A 21,553-nucleotide genomic window follows, 5' to 3' on the forward strand; every position below is an offset into this window, starting at 1 on the left:
CGCGATTCATTTCCTGTTCTAGCTTAATTTTAAAAGGAGAATAATAATTTACGATAGCGGTATCATTCTGAACTGAAGTGTCGATTTGATAATATTGTACCTTTTTTACCGTGGGATGTAACTGTGTTTTACAGGATATGACTAACAGCGGGATTGTTAAAAATGCCCAAATACTCCAGGAACGCTTCATACTCATGAATTTTCTCCAAAAGTACAGACTATAATTAAATTTCTTATAGGATGGGACAAATATCTTTTAAAAAAAAGGACACTTAACGATATGCTAAGTGTCCTTCATTGTTTTGTTTCAACTCTATTTTTTGGATATCTTGTACAGCTTGCCGCCGTCAGTTACCGTAAACAATTCGCCGTTATTGCCCTGTTTTATATCACGAAAGCGTTGGCCCTCTTTCGCTAATAGGCGTTCCTCACCAACAACTTTATTGTCTTTGATGACGATGCGGGCAATATGGGTACTACTCAGTCCTGAGATAAATAAATTGTTCTTCCATTCTGGAATTACATCACTGTCATAAAAGGTGATTCCGCTGGGAGATAATACTGGATCCCAGTAATAAACAGGCTGTTCTAGACCTTCTTTTTTCTGGATTACTGGATCACCAACTTTTTCTCCACTGTATTCTAGCCCATAGGTTATCTCCGGCCAACCATAATGCTTCCCAGGTTCCACTCTATTTAACTCGTCCCCACCTCTAGGCCCAAATTCAGTTTCCCATAGGTCTCCTGTCTCGGGGTGGAAGGCCATGCCTTGCACGTTACGATGTCCATAGGAATAAATCTCTGGACGAGCATCTGCTTGAGAGGCAAACGGGTTGCCTTCCGCAGGTTTGCCATCTTTTGTAATTCGTATAATTTTGCCCAAGGCCGATGTTAAATCTGCTGCTTGCGGGCGAGTCTCTAAATCTGATCGCTCTCCGGTACTTAAATATAAAAAACCATCTTTTCCAAATAATACCCGTCCGCCATAATGTAGTTTACCATCGTAGGTTGGAAGTGCTTGATAAATAACGGATGCTTGTTCAATAGTTTTCTCATCGTCGGAAAGTCGGCCTTTTCCAACTGCCGTATGGTTTCCACCATTAGCAGGTTCAGAGAATGCCCAATAAACTGTTCGGTTAGACGTGAAATCAGGATCTAAGGTAATTCCAAGTAACCCTCCTTGGCCGTCAGCATCAACTTTCGGTAAGCCGGTGATAGCCTCACTAACGGCTCCATCTACACCGACAATCCGCAACGTTCCTTCCCGCTCGGTGATTAATAATCGTCCGTCAGGTAATACTGCAATAGCCCAAGGAGACTTAAGTTTGTCGGTAACAACGGTACTTTCATAAGCTGTCGTCGTTTTTACTCCAGCGATTCGGGTCTGTCCGTCAAAAGCCGGAGGATAATCGGTATTTGCTTTTTGTGTTTCCACGGGAGGATATATACTATCTGAAGCCGTGCTATCAGAAGAGGTACTCGTTGCCGCCGTATTATTGTTACATGAAGCCATAAATAAGCCGAATGCCGGTAGCAAAAATGCAGGTAGTTTGTTCTTCATATGTTTGTCTGTTATGTTACGAAAGATCGTTATTGTCATTACTTAATTTCACGACGGATATAATAGCGGTCCTTCTCTTACAATGTTTAGTTTTCTACGTTTAGGAAATTAACTGCAAAATACAAGAATTTGTTTCAAATCACATCATAAAAAGTGATTAAATTTATATTTTCATGGGTCGCCTATTTCGTTGCTTCAATTAATTCCTAGAGCTAATATGCTATGAGAAATACTATTTAGCTACTTTTGGTAGACTTCCGCGGCTGATGTCTGTATGATTTTTAGATCGCGTCGTCCTTGGGTCGGACGTTTGCGATTCTCCTTAACTATCGTAAAAGATACTGTTTAACCGAGTATAATATATTATACGAAATCCTATTTGTTTTTTTATTTTGTAAAACTCTGTAATATAAGTTTTTACGTGTATTGTAGTCATTTTGTAGTCGCTGTTTTATTGAATCCGGTTCGTGAGCTACAGGGATGATTGGGTATATTGGGGTAATGATGAAAAAAATATTTTTTAATTATAGGGCGTTTAATCGAACAAAAATGAATCGTTATAGAATGATCTTTTGTGCGAGTGTGGTTGCTTTTTTGTTTGCTGGCTGCAATCAGATTTCCCAAAGTTTTAAAGATACTTTTAAGCAGCCCGCTCAGGGTGAAAAACAAGGAACATCTCGCATGATGAAACGGATGATGAATGAAGTTTTAACCAAAGAGAATTATTTAGATAACGCAGGATATCTTAGAGGAGTGAAACAGAAACTTGAGGATCTGCCTAAGTTTAAAGGCAAGTCGCTACAGGTATACAGTGATATCCATTTTTACGATGATGGTAGGGTGATGTTAAGTCTGCGGGATCCGGATATTTTAGAGAACGTTGATAGCTATACTTTTCGTGATGGCGAGTGGCAGGAGCCAGAGCCGGTTCAGGTGAGCAGCAGAGTAGATCTCGACCAGCAAGTTTTATCGCTCGATTCGATAGATTTCGGTACAGTTACAAAACTTTACAACTATTTGAGTAAAGAATCGGAAAAGATTGACGGCGCAGAAGATGTTAATCATATTTACTTGATAATTAGACCTACATTGATCGACAATCAATGGTATTCCTCAGTGCAAGGGGCTCGGGGGACGTATAGCCTGCGTGCTATGTTGTCCGGCGAAATAATAAAGTTTGAACGAGATTAATAAACAAGGTATGTCTAGAAGCTTTTGGGTATTGTATTTAATGTTTTTCATCTTTGTCTTTCCGATGATATTTGAGTACGCTCCGGTTATGCTAGGAGGAAGCAGTATGTTCGGTTATACATCATCTTGGATATCTATTCTTTACCTTTCTATCGGTAGCGTAGGGTGGATATTGTTTATTGTTGCCTATTATTTAAAAATGGTGCGGCCGGGGATAGTGATGCAAAAAAGTGCAAATAAAACTTTACAAGAAGGGATTCTACGCGTAGCTCGAGTCGAGTCGAAGAAGATTTTAAAGGATGCACAAAACCATCAGGAGCTGGAACTAGAATTGAGTTTTAAGAACTTGTCAAATGTGTCGGTTAAAATCCCCTACGAATTAAATGACGGCTCGCCGGAGAAAAAACGGTTTGAAGTAGGGAAGAACGTGGATATTCGTATTAATCCTAGTATGGGCGCGCCGCTGATCATCATAGATGGTTCTTGGTTTGGAAAACGCAATATTTTAAACCCATATAATCTGGGATTGATTTTCCTTGCAATATTTTGTGTGAGCTATCTGGTATTCTCTTATTGGTTTCAAAATAACGGAATGGGTTGGCGTTTTCTACACTTTTGGCATCCGTGGGTTACTATTCCGTATTATGGTTTGTTTTTCGGCCTTTTAGTTGGTCAATTTCTATTTGGAGAGGTGATGGGGGTGCATACCAAAAGAGCAAATATGGATCGCAAAATTCTTATAAAAGGGAAGACCGCTATAGCGAAGTTACGCGAAAGGAACCAAACAGGCTTGTACATTAACGAACAACCACAAATACGGTTTGAATTTGAGTTTACAGATGATCAGGGGCAAATCCGCGTCGGTAGTGTTAAAAAGATAGTCAATCTTTTGGAATTACATACTATCAATGTAACTGAGTTGCCTATTTTTTATTTACCAGAGGATCCATCAAAAGTCCTTTTGGCGGAGGATTTTTATTTTGATGAAAATTATTAGTTACAATTATCTTTTTTGTTAAAAAGTAAAACGCCATCCCGTATTCTTTGATAGCGACTTGCTTTCAGCTCTTTTGATCCTTGAAAAGAGACTCTAAAAAAGGAGACCTGAGATGGGATGGCAACCCCATGAATTTGAATTAATTTGATATATTTAGCTTTTGAGCCAAATAAACGGCGTAATTTACTATTTGGCTTCTTACAATTTATTCAAATTAACTCATGTCGAATATTCAATATTTTGTTTGCGTAGCCTTCATTCTATTAAGCTATACTGTGAATGCGCAGGGGAATACTCTGGCGGCGTTATTGGATAAAGCAAAGTCAGCTCGTATGGACGCGAATGCTGAGGAAAATTATCGTTTGCTTCATCAAGCAGAGCAACGAGCCGATCTTGAGAATTATCCCATTGAACGTGGAAAATTATTCTCCGAATTGAGTAAACATTATTTAGTAACTGACAATTTTGATCGTGCAAAAATATACGTCGATAGTAACTTAACCCTTTCAAAAGCCTCTCGGAATGACCTCGCGTTGGCGCATGCATATACCGGAGCAGCAACGTATTATAATTATTTGGATATCGGGAATCTTGCGGTGGAATATGCGCAACGGACAACGGAAGTTTTGAAACGATCTCCTGATGCTTCGCTCGCTGCCAGAGCCTATTATATTCTTTACGGTGTATATTCTGGATGGGATGATCTGGCTTTAACAAGTAAGTACGCAAAATTGGCAATCGAAAATTCTAAACTAGCGAAAGACTTTGAACTTCTTGCAAATTCATACAGTGCTTATTCAACGGTAATGGAATATCAATATCGTAAGAATAAAGAAGGTATTTATTTAGATAGTATTGCTCATTATCTGCATCTTTCATTAAATGTTTTTGAAACAAATCCTTCAGCAGTGAGTAAGCGGACATATGCGATTTCTAATGTGAATCTTGCAAATTATTTTTTTCGATACGGGGATGAAAAAAAGCCAGCGATACAGGATAGTATATTGAAGTATACGAATGCGGCTAAAGAGATTTATCTGATTCATGACAGGAGTTATTTGATTATGGGAAACGTAAACGGCTTACTTGCTGAGGTAGCTAAGGTACGTGGTAATGATCAGGTCGCTGAAAGCTATTTAATGGATTCCTACATTCATCTGCGTGCTTCAAAGGCTCCTTCCTATTACGCGCTAGCTAATGTTACCCAGGGATTGAGTGATTTCTATAGCGAGCGAAACGATTTTGAGAAAGCACTATTTTATCAAAAAAAGAAACAAGAATTTGAACAGAAAATCTTCGATGAAGCGGAGATGCGGCAAACAAAACGGTTAGAAACACAGTTCGAAAATAAACAATTGCAAGCACAAATACAGGTTGCGCAGGATCGAGAAAGTCAGCGGCGTATTCAAATAGTACTATTGATTGGACTTTGTTTGCTTTTGGTAATCGTGGTGTTTCTAATTCGAATATCGAGTAAGAATAAGCATAGGCTAGATCGAGAGCGCAATTTAAGATTGCAGCAACAAAAGGATGATAATGAAAGGCAAGCAAAATTGCAACAGCAAATTCAACTGGAAGAGCAGGCTAGGTTACGATCAGAACAGGAACTTCTTTACATTAAACAAGATCAATTACAAAAAGAAGCTATGGCCGACGCGTTGCAGATCGATCGAAAAAATAGGCTCTTACTTCAACTCAAGGAGAAATTTAAACAATTCGAGACAACCGAAAATGGGAGATTCATCGATCGAATAATTAAGGAAGAAATGCGACTGGAAGAAAAAGTGGAACAATCCGCAAGAGCATTTAAAGACATTCACCCAGACTTTTTTGAGAAGCTTAAAATCCAGTCAGGAGATAAACTCTCAGCACTTGAGCTCAAACATTGTGCATACATGCATTTACAGTTATCGACCAAAGAGATTGCTGCCGCATTTCATATTGAACCCAAAAGTGTACGCGTTAGCAAATATCGAATTAAACAAAAGCTTCAACTACCTAAAGAAACGGAGTTAAATAATTACCTTCAAACACTCGTTAATAATTCTTAAAGTGAAATTGATTTAAAATTATAAGTAACTTATAGTCAGGTAGATATTTAATGTGTAGTCATTTTGTAGTCGCCTGATTTATACCATTTTCATTTGGTCTGTCGTAGATTTAAAAACACAGTTTTATAAACTTAAAATCGACGCGATGGATAAACGTTCTAATTTTTTACCTTTTATAGAGGTTATTGAATGGCACGATCAGCCCACAACAGTAATGATGTGGAAAGTGCCGGATGAAGATCGAGAGATAAAAAATGGTGCAAAGCTCATTGTGCGAGAGGGGCAGGCCAGCATGTTTATGACACAGGGAACGGTTGCTGATATTTTTCAAGCGGGCGCTCACGCCTTGCAGACACAAAATATTCCAATATTGACCCGCATAAAAGGATGGAAATATGGTTTTGAAAGCCCATTTAAAGCAGACGTATTTTATTTTGCACTAAAACAGTTTCTGAATTTAAAATGGGGAACACCCTCCCCGGTAATTCTGCGGGATCCACAATTTGGGCAAGTGCGTCTACGTGCATTTGGGAGTTATAATGTTCGTATTAGCAATATAGAACGTTTTTTTCGTGAATATGCAGGGGTCAGCGCCGAATTGACGATTAAAGATTTCGAAGTGAAACTTCGAGATTATATAGCACCGAAATTTGCAGAGGCATTGGCGCAGTTACAGATACCTACATTGGATATCGCACGTAACCTTTCGGTATTAAATAATCAAATAGAACCGTTAATACTGCCTTATTTTGAAGATCTTGGAATAACTATAACACAGTTTACTGTTACCTCCGTCAGCCTGCCACAACAGGTTACTGAATTTTTTGATAAAGTTACTGGGATGAATATGGTTGGGGATGATGCAGCGCGGTTTCGAGAATTTAATACATCGTTAGCAATTGGTTCTCCAAATAGTGTAATAGCGGGCGATGTTCAGCAGGGGGTGGGTTTAGGTTTATTGATCAAAGAAATGCAAAATCAGCCAGTTAACGATACGTCGGGAACTTCATCAACCGACATTACAGCGTCATTACAACAATTAAAAAAGCTTTTTGATTCAGGGTTAATTGATGAAAATGAGTACAAGGATAAGAAGACTGAATTGCTATCAAAACTATAATTAAACGATGGACGACCCAGAAAAAAAAACACTATCAATAGTCGAGCGACTAAAGAAGAAAGCGTTAGAACAAAAGCGAGAGAAGGTCACTACTCAACCTTTGAGAACGACGGTTCTACAATGTCCAGATTGCGGTGCAGCACGTGCAAAGGTAGACGGCTTAACACGTTGCGCATATTGTGGGCGGCAATTGATGGAAGTGGAGTTGACCGACGGCATAAATATAACATCAAAAGATAATTCACCTTAATAAATAAGATATGCTTAATATTTTTGGATTTAATAAGAATGAAGAAACCAGTCAGCGAGATAATATTCAACAACCAGAGACCGCTACACCTTTCGGTCGTTTACAGATTTTTTTGGGGAAACTCGACGACCGTGCCCAGGAAATTGCGAAGGAGGTTGAAGAATCCGCGCAGCTTATTGCTGATGCAGATACAGACCCTTATAAGCGGAGCTTTTTACAGTTTAAATCTGCGATAATAGCACAATTTACACAGATTATTCAGAAAGCGAGTTCGACCTATCAGACAAAAGTGATTCCTTCTGCACGCGGAATGGAGATGCTTGAGATCGCGCCTTATTATAGTGAGTGGAATGCTCGAATGGTTAATATGATGGAGAAATTGTTCAATGGCGTGCTAGAACGTGACCTAGAAAAAGAATATGCACTTACTATGGAGGAGTACAATTTGGCGGTTGATGCTTTCCATTGTAGTCAATGTGGTGCAAAGCTCGATATTAATAGATTCTATTTTCAATCAAGCTATATCACATGTGAGTATTGCCAGACACAAAATACGTTTGATCCTGGAAGTAAAGCACGAATGATCGAACATATTGTGCAACCCTTGGCGCGTGCACGTTGTAAAGATTTATATCAAATTTATCAAAACAAAAAAATGCAGACAAGTAAAAGGGATGCTAGAGATGAGCATGAGGCTTACCTAGATGTGCTTATAACAGAGATGAATTCAATATTACCAGGGATGGAGCAGCAACATCAAAGCTATAGAGCTCGCCTGGTAAGAGATTTCGAGAATGACATTTTACCATGGTAAAGTAAGATAACTAAATGAACACTTAAAAATAAAATATCATGTTTAAGAAACTAATAAAAAAATTCAATGACAATATTGAAGATCTTGCGAAAGGCGTAATGCAAGATCAGTTAAATAAGTCTACCCCAGAACAAGAGCCTGGAAATTACGGACAGGGTGACATGCAGCAAATTTTTGATATGGGCGCAGCTTCGGCGGGCGTAAAGACAATGAATACTGCTTCTGAAGATCCAAACGATCCATTATTGGCGCCCGTTCATGGTGTGACGATAGCAGATTACGCTGCAGGAGCGTCTAAGATTGGTGAGGGATGTTCAGAGGATGAAATATGTACTGCTCTGGGAATTGAAAGGCCAATTTGGGATGAAGCGCAAACGACTTGGAATAATAGAATGAGGGACGACAATACATATAACCTCGTCAACGTATATTCAAAATATTTTGGGCAAGCAAAAGAACATCCAAAATTAGGAAGCTTGACACCGGGGAATGCACCCCAAACAGATGTTCTTACCGAAGATGCTAAGGCGAATCTCGATCGTTTGGAAACTGATAAACATTATTTTTTCGAGATTCAGGGTGCTCTCGAAGCCGCCTATGCTAATGGTATTGATGGCGCACAATGGTTAATTGACAATCTTGGGCTCACCGTGTCTCAAGTTAATGGCGCAGGAACGAAATATATGAATGATTTTGGCGTGATGGCCCAAATGATGGCTTATCAGGAACAGAAGAAAAACGAATATAACGAACGCTTTGCGAAAGAGCATGGCACGGGCGGTGTAGTCGATGATATAGATTTTTAATTACAATCTTCCAGTGTTAAAATAATAAAAAAAGCTCTACGACTAAACCGTAGAGTTTTTCTCTTTAAGAATCCTTTGAAGACTTACAAATTTCTAATTTTTATATTCCGAAAAGATACTCCGCGAGACCAATCCTGTAATGCTATTTTGCCTTTTGTATTCTTGCCAAATTCAGGATAATTTTTAAATGCACTTCGTGTCACTTGGGCTTTCCATTCTGAAGAATTAAAATCCGTTTCTGCGGTCATAACATCGTTTAAATAAAAAGTTACCTTCCCGTCTTTCTGAACTATCCGTGATTGATTCCATTCATTTCTAGGCTTGGTGTTAACAAAGTTTTTCTGAGGCGAAAACGTATATAAACATCCCGAGCGTTTTAACGGCTTATCGAAATCCACGTGGGCATCATCTAGTAATTGATACTCGGGTCCCGAATGATAAGTAGCATCAATAGTTGGGTCTTCAATGACATTAATAAATACACCGCTATTACCTTCTTTTTCAAGCTTCCATTCAAAGGTGAATTCATAATTTTCGTAGGTATTATTACTTATTAAATCTCCTTTTTGTGTGTCGCTCGTCGGGTCGCAGTAAATTGTACCATTTTGAACTACCCATGGGGCAGGGATGTTTTTTTTGTTGTATATATGCCAGTTATTCAGTGATTTACCATCGAATAATAATTCCCATCCGGTTTCTTTTTCTTCCTCAGTAAGTTTGTTGGGTTCTTCTTCCGGCGAACTGCAAGCGAAAAAAACAACAGAAGATAAAAGGGGTAAGAAAATCGTATTTAGTAGGTTAAGTTTCATAACGCTAACTTAAGGGAAATACAGTAAAATATCAACTAAATTGATATTTTTGAATTATAAGCGTTGATCATGATCGATTGCAACCTGTTTATATTTTTCTGTAGCCAAAGGAGTTAGTGGGCATTGTCACCGCGAACATCGAATACGTGTAGAACATGAGGGAACAGCGTCGCCATATATTCTCTAACGGCATTTTCTGATCCAGGTAATGTCAACACAAACATGTCGTCTGAAAACCCGGCAATGCTGCGGGATAGCATGGCAGTTCCAATCCGCTGCTGCCCATAAGACCTGGCATTTTCCATGATTCCCGGAATTTCAGTTGTTAGGTAGGGTTTCACAGCCTCAGGTGTGACGTCGCGTACAGATAGGCCGGTGCCCCCTGTAAATATCAACAGATTGACTCCTTCGGACTTATAAGTCTCTAGTTTTGCTGCTATTGCCTGCTTTTCGTCCGGGACAACACTATACAAGATGTGATTAAACCCGTGGTCCTGTAATATTGAAACGATCGCTTTACCCGATTGATCTTGTTTTTTTTCTTGAAATACGCTATCGCTGCATACGACTATCGCAGCTTTAAGTGTTTGGGGTGCAAAGGAAGAAGCATTGCTTTTACCACCTTTTTTATCAATCAACCGTATGTCACTGATCTGGATACCTTTATCTATTGGTTTGAGCATATCGTAAATAACCAAGGCTGCAATCGAGGCGCCGTGCATCGCCTCCACCTCTACGCCAGTTTTGTATATTGTATGAACCTCCACTTCTATGTTTATAGACAAATCGTCCAAGGAGTAGCGTATAGCTGCATATTCTACGGGTAGCGGGTGACAGTCGGGAATCATGTCACTGGTTTTTTTTATCGCTAAAAGTGCGGATGCTCTGGCAAACTCAAAAATATCGCCCTTGGGAACTGATTTACTTTTTATTGCATCCATCGTTTGAGGCAATGTAACGGTGACTTTTGCAGCAGCGATGGCTTTTCGTAGGGTGTAGTTTTTAAACGTTATCTCGACCATTATGATTTATTTTCTTTCCATTGGTAGCTATCGTCTGTGAAAATTTCTTTTCCCCAGATCGGTAATTCTTTTTTAACACGCTCGACGAGCTCCTCGCAGGCGGCTATTGCTGCCTTTCTGCGTTCACTAGAGACAAAAACGAAAAAGCAGATTTCTCCAACTTTTATCGAGCCCAAACTGTGATATACATGTAAACAGGTTAAGGGATATTTTTCGAATATATTTTCTCTAATGGTCGTCATTTGTACCAATGCTAATTCCGTGTTTGCCGTATATTCAATCGCGGACACGGTTTTATCCCCTATTTCATCGGCACGTATCTGGCCTAGAAAAAGACTGTGTGCCCCAATATTCGTTTTGTTGGCGTGTTTGGAAATACCGTCCATGATCATCTGGGGAGAGATCGCTCCAGCAACAAAAATATTTTTAACAGATTTTTCCATCATTATAGGTTAGCATGGCAGAAATTCCGCCTTCTAAATTTCGAATTGAATAATTTGCACCAAGTTTGTCGGCTAAAAATTGTGCAGCGGTAGAACTCCTTTTTCCTTCTTGACATATTACAATCACATTGTACTTATCAATTTTTTTAAATTTATCGTGAAGTTCCTTCAGGGGTATCTGTAGGTGTGGGAAGGATAATTTTGGAAGCTCGTTCGTATTTCGAACGTCTACTATCAGAACATCGTCGGAATTTGGAAGGAGGGCGAACTCTTGTTGAGAGATAGGATCGACAGAATTTAATTTCAGTCCGCAATGATAGGCATAGTCAAAATCCTCAAACTCTGCTAGTGACTGCGGTTGAGAGGGGACTTGACGATTTTCTACAGGGATGTCGACGACAATGGTCCGATTATCTTTCACATTCATAATCATTAACTTATTAACGAGAGGTTGGCCAACACCTGTCAATAATTTGATTGCTTCCGAGGCTTGCAACACACCGATCAAGCCTGGCAATACGCCCAATACTCCGTTCTCATTGCAGTCCGGTGCGTCGAGCGGGCTTGGTGGGGTAGGGAACAAATTTCGATAAGTTGTTTTGTTTCCGTTTTCATCGGAAACATTGAACACAGCAACCTGTCCTTCGTATTCGAAAATAGCCCCGAATACCAAGGGTTGTTCTAACAGCATACAGATATCAGTAAGCATGTAACGCGTTGAAAAATTATCCGTGCAGTCAACAATAACGTCATATCCCTCGAGTAGTTCGATAGCATTCTCCGTAGAGAGATAGAGGATATATTCTTGAATATTTACAAGTGGGTTCAATAATTTCAGCTTGTTTGCAGCTGCTTGCGCTTTGTATTCACCGATCTGGGTGCTATCAAATAAGACCTGACGTTGCAGATTACTTAAGGCGATACGATCGTGATCGATAATACCAATTTTTCCTACTCCCGCAGCCACTAGGTACTGCAGTACGGGACAACCCAAGCCACCAGCGCCGACAACAAGGACCGATGCCTGTTGAAGCTTTTTCTGGGCCTGAGGACCAAAGCCATTTAAACTATAATGCCTCGCGTATCGTTCTTCTATTTCCATTGTTAACCTCCCGAATAGGGTGGCATAAGAGCCACTTGATCTCCCTGCCGTAATACCGTATTTTTTTTTATAATTGTATTGTTAACGGCAATCACAAATCTTTTATTTTTGATATTTGGATATTTTTGATGGATATGAGTAATCAATTCGTCTGTATCTGTCGCTATACACGTTAATGACTGCCCCAACACATCAATTAAAGATCCGTAACTTATTATCGTTATCCCCATTATTTAAGACTTATTATTTGTTGCTCGATAGTCTTTTTTCTATATACCGTTAATACGAGCTGATTAAACACCCAAAAGTGTGTCGTACGAAAATACAATTTTATAATCATCACCAGGGGGGCAATCGACATAATATTCTTGTAATTTTTTTTGATGAAAAATAGCCAAAAGATACTCATTAGCGATTTTTTGAATGGAATGCCTTGTATATTATACATGGGGTGTTATAGGTTATGACAAAAAACTTAAAGGATTTACCCGAAGGAACATAGCTCTCGTATTGATGTTTATTCTGGAAAAACAAAGGTTCTTTTGATTTTGAATATGGAAAATCGAATAGATGAATCGTAATATTGCTGAAAATCTCATTTATGCTGTTGTGAATAATAGTTTATAGGCGGCTAATACAAGTACTGAGGCGAGTACATATTTTATTCCCTCTTGATTTAATTTAGTTGATCCAACATACGCACCCATCAGGCCACCGCTAAAAGCGACCACCACGTAAGTCCACATATTCGTATTAAAAACGATGCCCTGAGTCAACATGCCGCCCAGCCCGGATATGGAATTAACAAATATGAAGGCGGCGCTTATTGCTGCCGTTTGTTTTTGGTCAGTCCACCTTAATAATATCAACAGGGGGGACAGTATGATTCCGCCACCGATACCGATCATTCCCGAAAGCAGCCCAACGGCTCCGCCGATGAAAATTGCGGCATAGTGATTCGACTGTTTTAGTTGGCTCTTATCAGCGCTTTTGAAAAAGAAAAACTTTATAATCGGAAAGATTAACAGTAGGCCGAGTACTCGTTTATATAAATGGTCGTCTAAGCTAGTTGTGCCACCTAAAAATGCCATCGGAATGGAGGCTATTGATATGGTTATGAATAATTTTTTCTTAAAATGATCTCTAATATAATACTGACTAAAGGATGTTAAGGATACAAACAAGTTTAAGACGAGCGCTGTGGGTTTCATTTCCTGTGGTGCTACTCCATATAAAGCCATTAGCGCAAGATAACCACTCGCCCCGCCGTGTCCTACAGATGAGTATAAGAATGCGACAGTAAAGAGCAATACATAGAACCATTCCATAGATTAATTTTTTATTGAAAGGTGTTGTATCCTAATTTTCAGCAAACGCCAATGTTATCAAAGTGTAATTAATTTCATTAATAGGTACCAATCGACTGATCGTCTGTATAAGGGCCGAGGTTTGTCCTGTTTTTCTGGTTATCCACCGATGGATATCATACTACGGTTTTTGATCGCCTTAGATTCGATTTTTTCGAAATCTTTATTTAGCTGACCGCCGAGTCCTTCTGCTTTAGAATCGATATTTTGTTGAATTAAAGGAAGTATTAACTTGTTTGCTCGAAGCGAGTCGAGTAAGTTTGTCTCGTCTTTAGAGAACAAACAGTTTTTTAATTTTCCGTCAGCAGTTAGCCGTATTCTATTGCAATCAGAACAAAATGGAGCTGTCATGGTACTTATGATTCCAAATCGCCCCTGGTATTCCGATATCGAAAAAAGCTTGCTTGTGTCATGCTTCTTTCGCTGAATTGTATTTAGATTATAGACCTTGGATAATCTAGTTATAATCTCCTTGTATGTTATCACTTGATTGCTAGTCCACCTGTTATTACTAAAGGGCATAAATTCGATAAATCTGACTTCAATGTTGTTTGTACGGGTTAACTCAACGAAATCAACTATTTCATCGTCGTTTAATCCTTTCATTACTACAACATTAATTTTAACGGTGAGACCGGCTTCTAAGAGCAAATCAATGTTTTTTCGTACCCTATCAAAATAATCTCGACGGGTAATTTGGATGAATTTTTTTCTGTCAAGTGTGTCTAAGCTGATATTTATACTGGAAAAATTGGCCGCAAGAATTTGGGGGAGTAGCTCATCTATTCGAATGCCGTTGCTGGTCATGTGTAATTCAACAGGAAATCTTGCCAATATTTCCAGTATTTCAGGTATGTCTTTTCTTATTAGCGGTTCACCTCCCGTTAAGCGAAGCTTTTTTACACCATTTTCGACAAAAATTTTGACTATTTCCTCGATTTCTTTTGGCTGCATGAGGGATTTGGTTGGTGTAAAAATATAGTCCTCTTCTGGCATACAATAGAAGCATCTCAAATTGCAATTATCAGTTAGCGATATTCGAAGATAGTCATGTTTGCGTCCATAGCGATCAACAAGTATGTTGTTCATGTTCTTTTTATCTATGTTTATCTACTTTTGTTCTCTTCATTGTGCCTCTTCAAGTAAAAATAACTATTATATTGGTAATTTTATACAAAATAATAATCTTTATGATTTAATCTATCGTAGAATAACTTGTGTTTTTGTTTTTTTTAGCGGTGTGTTATCGTGGTTTTGAGATTTGTTGGTTGCATTTTAAGTGTTTTTTAAGGATTGCTATTGTAAAATGAATATAATTTTATCGTTATGGCTGTTTTCTGCGATTATTTATATTCCATAATATCCCTTGTAAGTAAAGTTGAAACTTAGTCGCGGTTATGTAGCGTTAAACAATAGGGAAAAATGTACGTTTTTCGATAGGGTGAGAGAAGTAGATAAAAATGGAACATCGAACTCATCCAATTGGGAAGTGTAGGGTTAAACAATTACTCCCTAAATTCTACTTTTATTTTTAGATTTGGCAATGCGAATTATAACCCTCTCAGATACTCATGGTAAACATCAAGGTTTATCCATACCCGATGGAGATGTTTTAATCCATGCTGGAGATATAACTTCTCGCGGGTATAAGAATGAAGTGGTAGATTTTTTCGAATGGTTTGCAAGCCAAAACCATCCCCACAAAATATTTATTCCCGGTAATCACGATTTTTTTTTCGAAGTATTTTCCAGCCAAGAAGTTTTAACAAGTATACCTAAAGAAATAACATATCTAAACGATTCGGGAGTAGAAATAGATGGCATTCATTTTTGGGGATCTCCTATAACACCATGGTTCAATAATTGGGCATTCAACAGGCTTAGGGGAGAGGATATAACTAAACATTGGGCATTAATTCCGTCAAATATAGATGTTCTCATTACCCATGGCCCACCACAGGGCATCCTAGATAGGACGACAGAGGGGGTGATTACTGGCTGTGCTGATTTACTCCATACGGTAAAGTTGATTAAACCCTCATTTCATATTTTCGGACATATTCATGAGGGTTACGGGATGGAGCAAAGCGAGCAAACTACATTTCTAAATGCTTCGATTTTAGACGGGCATTATCAGGTAAGGAATCAGCCCTTTAATATTGAAATCTAGAAGACGACCACCGTGCTAAAACTGACTTTTGCTAAGTCAATCCAAAGTGATTAGCGTTGATCGCACAGTAGGTTGATAGTATTACCCTTTCTTCTTTTTCATTTCTAAACGCGCTTTTTTACCCGCGCCTATGTTGTAAGTCTTAACATTGCTCGGCTTTTTTGGATGGAAGGCGGCACCGCGAGTATTATCGACTGTTTTTTGATCATCGCTATTTTTGCTGCTTTTTTTATTAGCATCGTAAATAACTACATTCTCTGGAAGGTCTAATTTTTGCATTTTCTCTCCCGTTTGCTGCTCAATGCGCTTGACCTCTGGTAACTCCAAATCAGTTGCAAGTGTAAACGCAAAAACTTCGTCTTCTGTGGTTTTTACGATATGTTTAATATACTGATTGGTATCGTCTGGCAACTCAAAGTGAAATATAAATGGAATATCGTTCAAATCGATCGTGTCCGCTTGCTCATTTGGAATAATTAGAATTCGGCAATCTGGCCGTTTTTTAAATGATTCTATATCATCAAAACCGAATGTTTCAAAAAATAACGGATTTAAAATTGATACTTCGTTGGGATGAGATTTAAATAGCGATTCGGCGAGTTTTTCTGCCGTCTGTCTTGTATTTACAAACAGTACAACTTTATCAAAAATATCTTGATCAGCAAGCAGGACATTTAAGAGGTTAATCTTCGTGGTAAAGTTGGGTACATGATAAATGATCTGTGGGTTGACATCGAGTTTACGATCCAAAGTTTCCTCAACTTCAATGGTGGTTGGTGCATTCATAAATACATCAATCATTTGATGCAGTTTATCGTGATCAACAGTACTAAAAACAAGATGTTGACATTTCTGCGCGCTTTGCGCCAGTTCTCGTACCGTATTCATCATGCCTTGCTTGATGATCTCATCAGCGTCATCAACAATAAAAGTCTTAAGTTTGTTTAAGTTTAGTCCCAGCTTAAGATATACTGCGCGAGCACGGTTGGGAGTCGCTACCACAATATCTATTCCGTCGACTAACGTTTCAATTTCCTCTTCCATACTGCCACCCGTACGCAAGCCAATGATGCTTAGGTGTTTGTTTTTACTGATAGTATAAAATTGATCTACAATTGCGTTGATTCGCTCTTGATCGGGGGCTAATACTAATATTTTCGGAGCTTCTGCCGGTTCGAATTTTAAACTGTTAAGCACGCTAAGAACATAAGTCGTTGTTTTTCCTGCTCCTTCCGGTGCGATACCAATTATGTCATGGCCACCAAGAATTCTTGACATTGTCTTTAACTGAATTTCCTTAGCGGAAAGAAATCCCAACTCTTTAACTGATGCAGATAACCGTTTGTTTAACTTTAATTTTTCTAATGACACGCCTTGTATAGTTTAATTCGAACAGCAAAGTTAGCTAAAATACTTGGTCTTACATGCTGATAGAAATAACTAAGGTGATGAATGTATCTTAAAGGACGTTCAGGATATTTTTGAATGCATTTCAAGTAATACATTGAAAAGTTATTTTTTTAAAAAGAAGGACCATGACTCTACAATAAGAGTCATGAATCCTAAAGATAGGCTACGCTAAACTACAAAATAAAACTCAACCTATTAACTGTTACGCCTTGGCCGCGTGCTGATAAACGGCTCAATAGGATACAAGTCGCATCCTACCGAGGTAATTTCAACATTCGAAATTCAGACATTTGAAAGCTTCCGCTGGATTTTCTGGATATAATGTGGATTCGGTAATACGCATACGCTGTGGTATTATTGTATGAAAATATACGGGTTTGTTTACGTTCCGTAAAATTCTCATCAGTCCGGGTATCGAGGACCACCCATTGCTCACCGTCTTGTGACCCCAATATTTCCCAACTCTTCGGATCCCTACCGTCGTCGTCATTACCGGAAGTCATCGAATAGCCGTTGACAACTTGTGGCTGAAAATAATCGAACTGCCAGTAAAAATATTCTTCCTTTACATCTCCTACATAAACCTTGGTATTGATGTCGTTGTCGATAAGTTTTAATGACCCTTCGCCCGCATCTCGTCCAGAACCGTTTTCGCGTGATATCGAGAACTCATTATTTAATACGGTCAAATCTTCAACAATCCCTAAGTTTGCAAGAAGCATTTCTAAAGTAACTTCTGAACCTTTGGGCGTTGTTAGGGTTACGAAGACTGTTTTGAATTCTCCTTCAGGAATCGAGATGTCCATTGTCTCTTTTTCGGAAAGCATATTATAGGTTGTTTCGTTCACCTTTTCTAACCACTGCATCCGTTGGACGGTCATCGGTGTCTCATAACCCATCTGCAGATTACCGTTTGACGGGTTTGCAACAAGTTTTACCAGATCTTCTGGTAAAATTTCGACGGTCTCTTCACGCTGTGCCCAGTACCCCTCTTCATTAAGAGCGATCATTTTTACATTAAATGTGCCTGTTTTTAAAAACGTATGGATAGGCGAAGCTTCTGACGAGGTGCTATCATCGTCAAATGACCACCGCGCGTCAACATAGTTTTTAGAGCTATTTGTAAACTTGATCGTGAAGGGATCTTTTGGGTCGGCTACAAGATAGCTGAAAGACGCCGTAGGTTTGGCCAGCAGGCCTTCATTATCGACAATAGGATCGTCCTTATCGGTACAGGAAATCATACCGAGTAGCAGAAAGCTTATTATAAAAAGATATTTTATATTCATAATTTGTTCTTTTTAGGTTATGTCTTAGTGTACTTTTATCATTCGCCACTCTGTCATTTGGAAAAGATTTGTACCGCCTACAATTGAGGTTATCTTTAACCGATAGTGGGTATACGCTACAGGATAACTTACATTGAAACGTCTGGTCATTAGGCGGTTTTCAAAAACTTCATTTTGTCGACTATCCACTGTCGTCCATGTTACACCATCATTTGAGCCTAGTAATTCCCAGGCTTTTGGATCTCGTTGGTTTGCGTCATTTCCAGAGGTAAACGTATAGGCGCCAATTTTTTGGCCTTCTTCATATACAAGATTAATCTCTAGATCTCCTGTGAAATCGGGCTGTAAAAATTTTGTTGTATAATTGTTGTCGATTAGTTTTTTAGATCCCTCGTTAGCATCTGGGCCTCCGCCATTATCTCTATTTACGGAGAATACACCAAGGTTTGTAACATCCTCTTCCAGTATGTTGTTACAATCTATAAGGATAGTCGTCGAGCGTTTTTCGGGGTTAACAAGATGCAGGGTCGGATCTTCTAAGGTAATGACAATCGCTAAATGTTTGCCTTCACTTTCGTTGATTGTATTCCATGGTACGTCGACAGCAAATGTAGCTTCACTTGCGTTACTGGTAAAATTTAGTTTCGAGCTGACGGTGAATTGATCCGATTTAAGTGCAATTGTATTCGCAGGTAGAAGTCCTTGGTTTACCATCGTGGTGATGGTATCTGCGTTCGTCTGGATACCCACTGAAAACGCGTTTCCAGGGAAACTCGCTAAGCTAGCGGTAAGAGGGATGGTGATTCCTCCAGAAGTACTAGTATAGTTTTGCCGATCACGTACCTCTACGATATTCCCGCCGGTTTGTAACGATATATAGTGTATATCTTCGTCCGTGAGGAGCTCGCTAGTATTAAAGAGAATTACCCCAGTGTCGTTATCTTTATCTACCTGATTATCTTTAGTAGCGTTGTCCAGAGTGTAACCGATGGCGATTTTTTTTCCAAAATACCTCTCGACCTCAGTTCGGGATATTGTTATCTTGAAAACCGCTGCATCGGACCCGTAGCTTACTTTGGCAACATTGTCAATCTGGATGGCCGCTGCAGATATCGCAACCGCATCTTTTAGCGTACCGTCTTTAATTTGTGTTTCTACGGCCTCTTGATTTATGCGTAGAGCAATCTCGAACGCGCTGGCAGATGGACCGCTTAAAGTCAGACCAACCGTTGCAGTTATTGATTCGTTAGTCTTCGCGATATTTTTCGTGTTTGTACTAGCGGAAACCAACACAGGGGCGCCGCCAGCCGCGCTAAAATCTTCTAAACTGGATTCCTGACACGCGACGGCCGTGCAAATTAGCAGGAAGGTAAAGCCTATTTGTCTTATTGTTTTCATCTTTTTCGAATTACTTATCTAACCATACGCGTCCATCCAATTGCCAGTTCATTTGTCGAGGAACTTTTAGCCAGCTGATAATTTGAGCGGGCACATCGAACGTTCGTGGTACAAGCTGTCCAAGTTCGTCCGTAGAGGGGGTACATATGTAGTCGTTTAATAAAGTAGTAGGATAACCAGCATCGCCTAATTTCAGATTTGCGCCAAATGGCCCCTCGTCAAACACCATGCCTTCGGAATTTGCGCCCATCATAGGCCAATACCCAGCAAGGTAGTCGAAGTAAGGGTGGTTCGGATCTACACCAACTTCACAGCTATACTGTTGTACCATATCTTCAGGCATGGCTATCTTCCAAATTTTTACGTCTGCTAGATATGCATCTGATCGCCAGCTCTCGCGAGTTGGCAAAAAACCGATACGTAACGGCCAATCTGAATTCATATTACCCCAACCAGTGATATTGCCCTCCCTGTTGAATTCGCCATTAGTATAGAGCCTTACATAACGTTGACCTTCGCGTTGTAAACCGACAACAGTGATTGTATTCCAGGTAGCGTCGTTTAAGCGTTGATGTTCATCGGCTTTAACTTCACCATAGCCCGTATCGCCACGCCCGTTAAAAACCCAGAAGTTATCAGAGAGGTGAATTACCCAACCATACATCATTTCGCGATCCCACCCACCTTGCCATGTCTCCCGTTTCCCGATCACCGAGGGATGGCTAAATCGGTAATTATTATTGGATCCGCGATTTTTTTTGACCTTGATCTCAATAGTAAAATCCTCGTTGCCCAGATTAAACAATTCATTTTCGGCCGTTTGTAACTCTGCATATTTAGTGTCATTAAAGCGCATGAATTCACCTGAAAATTTGTTGCCGATATAGGGCTTTCCGATAAATTTGGAACTATAGTTCGGAGAGTACATGATCGTAAAGGTATTTAAAGCGGGTTCGCTGAATATGGTGTTATCATTCTCTGCGTCTGGAATGTCGAAATCCCCGCCTTGGCTGGAGGTAATAATAACGAGCCATTTTTCCTGATTAATATTCTTGCGCTGCTTGAGCGATTCTAATATGTCACCGACCTGAGCATCAAAATCATTAATCGCGTCGCTATATAGATCGTATGAAAGATCATATCCGCTAGCTAGTCCTGCCTGTTGCACGTCCCTAAAATGGGCCGTAATCATGGTGCAATCGTCTGCTTGCAGCGCAGTTATTACTTTATCTTTGACATCTTCATCGCCAGCGGCGAGTTTTGTTTGGACGTCTTTATTATAGTTATCCAGAAACTGCGGGTCAGCGCTAATCAGTTCTAATTTTGAGTCGCTATTGAAATTGCTGATCCTGGAGAAAATAGAAGGATATAGATCAAGTTTGTTATTTGAAAAGTTATTATCGATTACGCCATGCTTACCGGGGTCCACGCCGGTTAAAATATTAGTCCAATTGGCTGCAATCCCTTGCGCAGCTTCTTCGCTCAAAGATGTCCAACTATGGATAGAGTTTGGCAATAACTGCGTTAAGATTGGCGTTTTTGCATCACGCACGGATTGACCACGAGCACCGTCCACAATCAACAGCAGTACTTTAGGTTGACCATATGTGATATCAACTTCCTCTTCGTTGTCTTCGGTTGTCGGAATCATTTTGTTAAATTCCTCATTACAGCCATTAAAAATACTTAAGGCAACTAAGGATAGTACCAAAAGCTTTATCGGGTTTATATTGTTTTTCTTACTCATGACCTT

The 21,553-nt window shown here is 39.5% G+C and carries 21 protein-coding genes; 8 read left to right on the forward strand and 13 right to left on the reverse strand.

Annotated features, from left to right (window positions below):
* Positions 1–190, reverse strand: a 190-nt coding sequence (locus HP439_RS19370) for a hypothetical protein (protein WP_216657734.1), incomplete at its 3' end; no start/stop codon positions are given.
* A gap of 123 nt (positions 191–313) precedes the next feature.
* Entirely contained in the window at positions 314–1,561 is a 1,248-nt protein-coding gene (locus HP439_RS01605; protein ID WP_172388601.1) for a PQQ-dependent sugar dehydrogenase, read from the reverse strand.
* A gap of 549 nt (positions 1,562–2,110) precedes the next feature.
* Between HP439_RS01605 and HP439_RS01610 the strand changes: the two genes are divergently transcribed.
* From HP439_RS01610 to HP439_RS01640, 7 genes are all read left to right on the forward strand, one after another.
* Positions 2,111–2,752 carry a hypothetical protein gene (locus HP439_RS01610; RefSeq protein ID WP_172388602.1) on the forward strand — a complete coding sequence of 214 codons (642 nt, stop codon included), beginning with the start codon at positions 2,111–2,113 and terminating at the stop codon, positions 2,750–2,752.
* Positions 2,753–2,762: 10 nt separating this feature from the next.
* On the forward strand, positions 2,763–3,749 hold the full coding sequence (locus HP439_RS01615) for a hypothetical protein (RefSeq protein WP_172388603.1): 987 nt from the start codon (positions 2,763–2,765) through the stop codon (positions 3,747–3,749).
* Between the two features lie 221 nt (positions 3,750–3,970).
* Positions 3,971–5,800, forward strand: coding sequence for a helix-turn-helix transcriptional regulator (locus HP439_RS01620; protein ID WP_172388604.1), 1,830 nt, complete (start codon positions 3,971–3,973; stop codon positions 5,798–5,800).
* Between the two features lie 145 nt (positions 5,801–5,945).
* Positions 5,946–6,920, forward strand: coding sequence for an SPFH domain-containing protein (locus HP439_RS01625; protein ID WP_172388605.1), 975 nt, complete (start codon positions 5,946–5,948; stop codon positions 6,918–6,920).
* Between the two features lie 7 nt (positions 6,921–6,927).
* Positions 6,928–7,170 carry a PH domain-containing protein gene (locus HP439_RS01630; protein ID WP_172388606.1) on the forward strand — a complete coding sequence of 81 codons (243 nt, stop codon included), beginning with the start codon at positions 6,928–6,930 and terminating at the stop codon, positions 7,168–7,170.
* Positions 7,171–7,180: 10 nt separating this feature from the next.
* Positions 7,181–7,984, forward strand: coding sequence for a hypothetical protein (locus tag HP439_RS01635; protein ID WP_172388607.1), 804 nt, complete (start codon positions 7,181–7,183; stop codon positions 7,982–7,984).
* A gap of 38 nt (positions 7,985–8,022) precedes the next feature.
* Positions 8,023–8,790 (forward strand): DUF6620 family protein, encoded by a 768-nt coding sequence (locus HP439_RS01640; protein WP_172388608.1) that lies wholly within the window; start codon positions 8,023–8,025, stop codon positions 8,788–8,790.
* 83 nt (positions 8,791–8,873) lie between these two features.
* Here HP439_RS01640 and HP439_RS01645 read toward each other — a convergent pair whose 3' ends face one another.
* From HP439_RS01645 to moaA, 7 genes are all read right to left on the reverse strand, one after another.
* On the reverse strand, positions 8,874–9,599 hold the full coding sequence (locus HP439_RS01645) for a 3-keto-disaccharide hydrolase (RefSeq protein WP_172388609.1): 726 nt from the start codon (positions 9,597–9,599) through the stop codon (positions 8,874–8,876).
* 113 nt (positions 9,600–9,712) lie between these two features.
* Complete coding sequence (moaCB, locus tag HP439_RS01650) at positions 9,713–10,621, reverse strand: bifunctional molybdenum cofactor biosynthesis protein MoaC/MoaB (RefSeq protein ID WP_172388610.1); 909 nt, start codon at positions 10,619–10,621, stop codon at positions 9,713–9,715.
* The gene (locus HP439_RS01655; RefSeq protein WP_216657735.1) at positions 10,621–11,067 is read right to left on the reverse strand and encodes a molybdenum cofactor biosynthesis protein MoaE; all 447 of its coding nucleotides are present in this window, start codon (positions 11,065–11,067) and stop codon (positions 10,621–10,623) included. The genes moaCB and HP439_RS01655 overlap by 1 nt, the downstream gene beginning before the upstream one ends.
* On the reverse strand, positions 11,048–12,166 hold the full coding sequence (locus tag HP439_RS01660; RefSeq protein ID WP_172388611.1) for a HesA/MoeB/ThiF family protein: 1,119 nt from the start codon (positions 12,164–12,166) through the stop codon (positions 11,048–11,050). Before HP439_RS01660 ends, HP439_RS01655 begins: the two co-directional genes overlap by 20 nt.
* A 2-nt stretch (positions 12,167–12,168) precedes the next feature.
* On the reverse strand, positions 12,169–12,396 hold the full coding sequence (locus HP439_RS01665) for a MoaD/ThiS family protein (RefSeq protein WP_172388612.1): 228 nt from the start codon (positions 12,394–12,396) through the stop codon (positions 12,169–12,171).
* Positions 12,397–12,765: 369 nt separating this feature from the next.
* Entirely contained in the window at positions 12,766–13,494 is a 729-nt protein-coding gene (locus HP439_RS01670; RefSeq protein ID WP_172388613.1) for a sulfite exporter TauE/SafE family protein, read from the reverse strand.
* A gap of 138 nt (positions 13,495–13,632) precedes the next feature.
* Complete coding sequence (gene moaA, locus HP439_RS01675) at positions 13,633–14,622, reverse strand: GTP 3',8-cyclase MoaA (protein WP_216657736.1); 990 nt, start codon at positions 14,620–14,622, stop codon at positions 13,633–13,635.
* Between the two features lie 454 nt (positions 14,623–15,076).
* On the opposite strand from moaA, the gene HP439_RS01680 reads away from it, so the two are divergent.
* Positions 15,077–15,703, forward strand: coding sequence for a metallophosphatase domain-containing protein (locus tag HP439_RS01680; protein ID WP_172388614.1), 627 nt, complete (start codon positions 15,077–15,079; stop codon positions 15,701–15,703).
* Between the two features lie 81 nt (positions 15,704–15,784).
* Here the strand turns inward: HP439_RS01680 and HP439_RS01685 are convergent, their stop codons facing one another.
* From HP439_RS01685 to HP439_RS01700, 4 genes are all read right to left on the reverse strand, one after another.
* Entirely contained in the window at positions 15,785–17,074 is a 1,290-nt protein-coding gene (locus HP439_RS01685) for a DEAD/DEAH box helicase (RefSeq protein WP_172388615.1), read from the reverse strand.
* Positions 17,075–17,367: 293 nt separating this feature from the next.
* Entirely contained in the window at positions 17,368–18,402 is a 1,035-nt protein-coding gene (locus HP439_RS01690) for a PKD domain-containing protein (protein ID WP_172388616.1), read from the reverse strand.
* 24 nt (positions 18,403–18,426) lie between these two features.
* Positions 18,427–19,800, reverse strand: coding sequence for a discoidin domain-containing protein (locus HP439_RS01695; protein ID WP_172388617.1), 1,374 nt, complete (start codon positions 19,798–19,800; stop codon positions 18,427–18,429).
* 10 nt (positions 19,801–19,810) lie between these two features.
* The gene (locus HP439_RS01700) at positions 19,811–21,547 is read right to left on the reverse strand and encodes an alkaline phosphatase family protein (RefSeq protein ID WP_172388618.1); all 1,737 of its coding nucleotides are present in this window, start codon (positions 21,545–21,547) and stop codon (positions 19,811–19,813) included.
* Positions 21,548–21,553: the final 6 nt, after the last annotated feature.

Source organism: Sphingobacterium shayense (assembly GCF_013179575.1).
GTDB classification, from domain to species: Bacteria; Bacteroidota; Bacteroidia; order Sphingobacteriales; family Sphingobacteriaceae; genus Sphingobacterium; species Sphingobacterium shayense.

Bases quoted from the DNA above. Each gene is read 5' to 3' on its own strand.
- HP439_RS01660 (WP_172388611.1), bottom strand. From the start codon at position 12,166: ATGGAAATAGAAGAACGATACGCGAGGCATTATAGTTTAAATGGCTTT.
- HP439_RS01645 (WP_172388609.1), bottom strand. From the start codon at position 9,599: ATGAAACTTAACCTACTAAATACGATTTTCTTACCCCTTTTATCTTCT.
- HP439_RS01655 (WP_216657735.1), bottom strand. From the start codon at position 11,067: ATGATGGAAAAATCTGTTAAAAATATTTTTGTTGCTGGAGCGATCTCT.
- HP439_RS01620 (WP_172388604.1), top strand. From the start codon at position 3,971: ATGTCGAATATTCAATATTTTGTTTGCGTAGCCTTCATTCTATTAAGC.
- moaCB (WP_172388610.1), bottom strand. From the start codon at position 10,621: ATGGTCGAGATAACGTTTAAAAACTACACCCTACGAAAAGCCATCGCT.
- HP439_RS01690 (WP_172388616.1), bottom strand. From the start codon at position 18,402: ATGAATATAAAATATCTTTTTATAATAAGCTTTCTGCTACTCGGTATG.
- HP439_RS01635 (WP_172388607.1), top strand. From the start codon at position 7,181: ATGCTTAATATTTTTGGATTTAATAAGAATGAAGAAACCAGTCAGCGA.
- moaA (WP_216657736.1), bottom strand. From the start codon at position 14,622: ATGAACAACATACTTGTTGATCGCTATGGACGCAAACATGACTATCTT.
- HP439_RS01665 (WP_172388612.1), bottom strand. From the start codon at position 12,396: ATGGGGATAACGATAATAAGTTACGGATCTTTAATTGATGTGTTGGGG.
- HP439_RS01695 (WP_172388617.1), bottom strand. From the start codon at position 19,800: ATGAAAACAATAAGACAAATAGGCTTTACCTTCCTGCTAATTTGCACG.
- HP439_RS01640 (WP_172388608.1), top strand. From the start codon at position 8,023: ATGTTTAAGAAACTAATAAAAAAATTCAATGACAATATTGAAGATCTT.
- HP439_RS01680 (WP_172388614.1), top strand. From the start codon at position 15,077: ATGCGAATTATAACCCTCTCAGATACTCATGGTAAACATCAAGGTTTA.
- HP439_RS01700 (WP_172388618.1), bottom strand. From the start codon at position 21,547: ATGAGTAAGAAAAACAATATAAACCCGATAAAGCTTTTGGTACTATCC.
- HP439_RS01615 (WP_172388603.1), top strand. From the start codon at position 2,763: ATGTCTAGAAGCTTTTGGGTATTGTATTTAATGTTTTTCATCTTTGTC.
- HP439_RS01625 (WP_172388605.1), top strand. From the start codon at position 5,946: ATGGATAAACGTTCTAATTTTTTACCTTTTATAGAGGTTATTGAATGG.
- HP439_RS01630 (WP_172388606.1), top strand. From the start codon at position 6,928: ATGGACGACCCAGAAAAAAAAACACTATCAATAGTCGAGCGACTAAAG.
- HP439_RS01670 (WP_172388613.1), bottom strand. From the start codon at position 13,494: ATGGAATGGTTCTATGTATTGCTCTTTACTGTCGCATTCTTATACTCA.
- HP439_RS01605 (WP_172388601.1), bottom strand. From the start codon at position 1,561: ATGAAGAACAAACTACCTGCATTTTTGCTACCGGCATTCGGCTTATTT.
- HP439_RS01610 (WP_172388602.1), top strand. From the start codon at position 2,111: ATGAATCGTTATAGAATGATCTTTTGTGCGAGTGTGGTTGCTTTTTTG.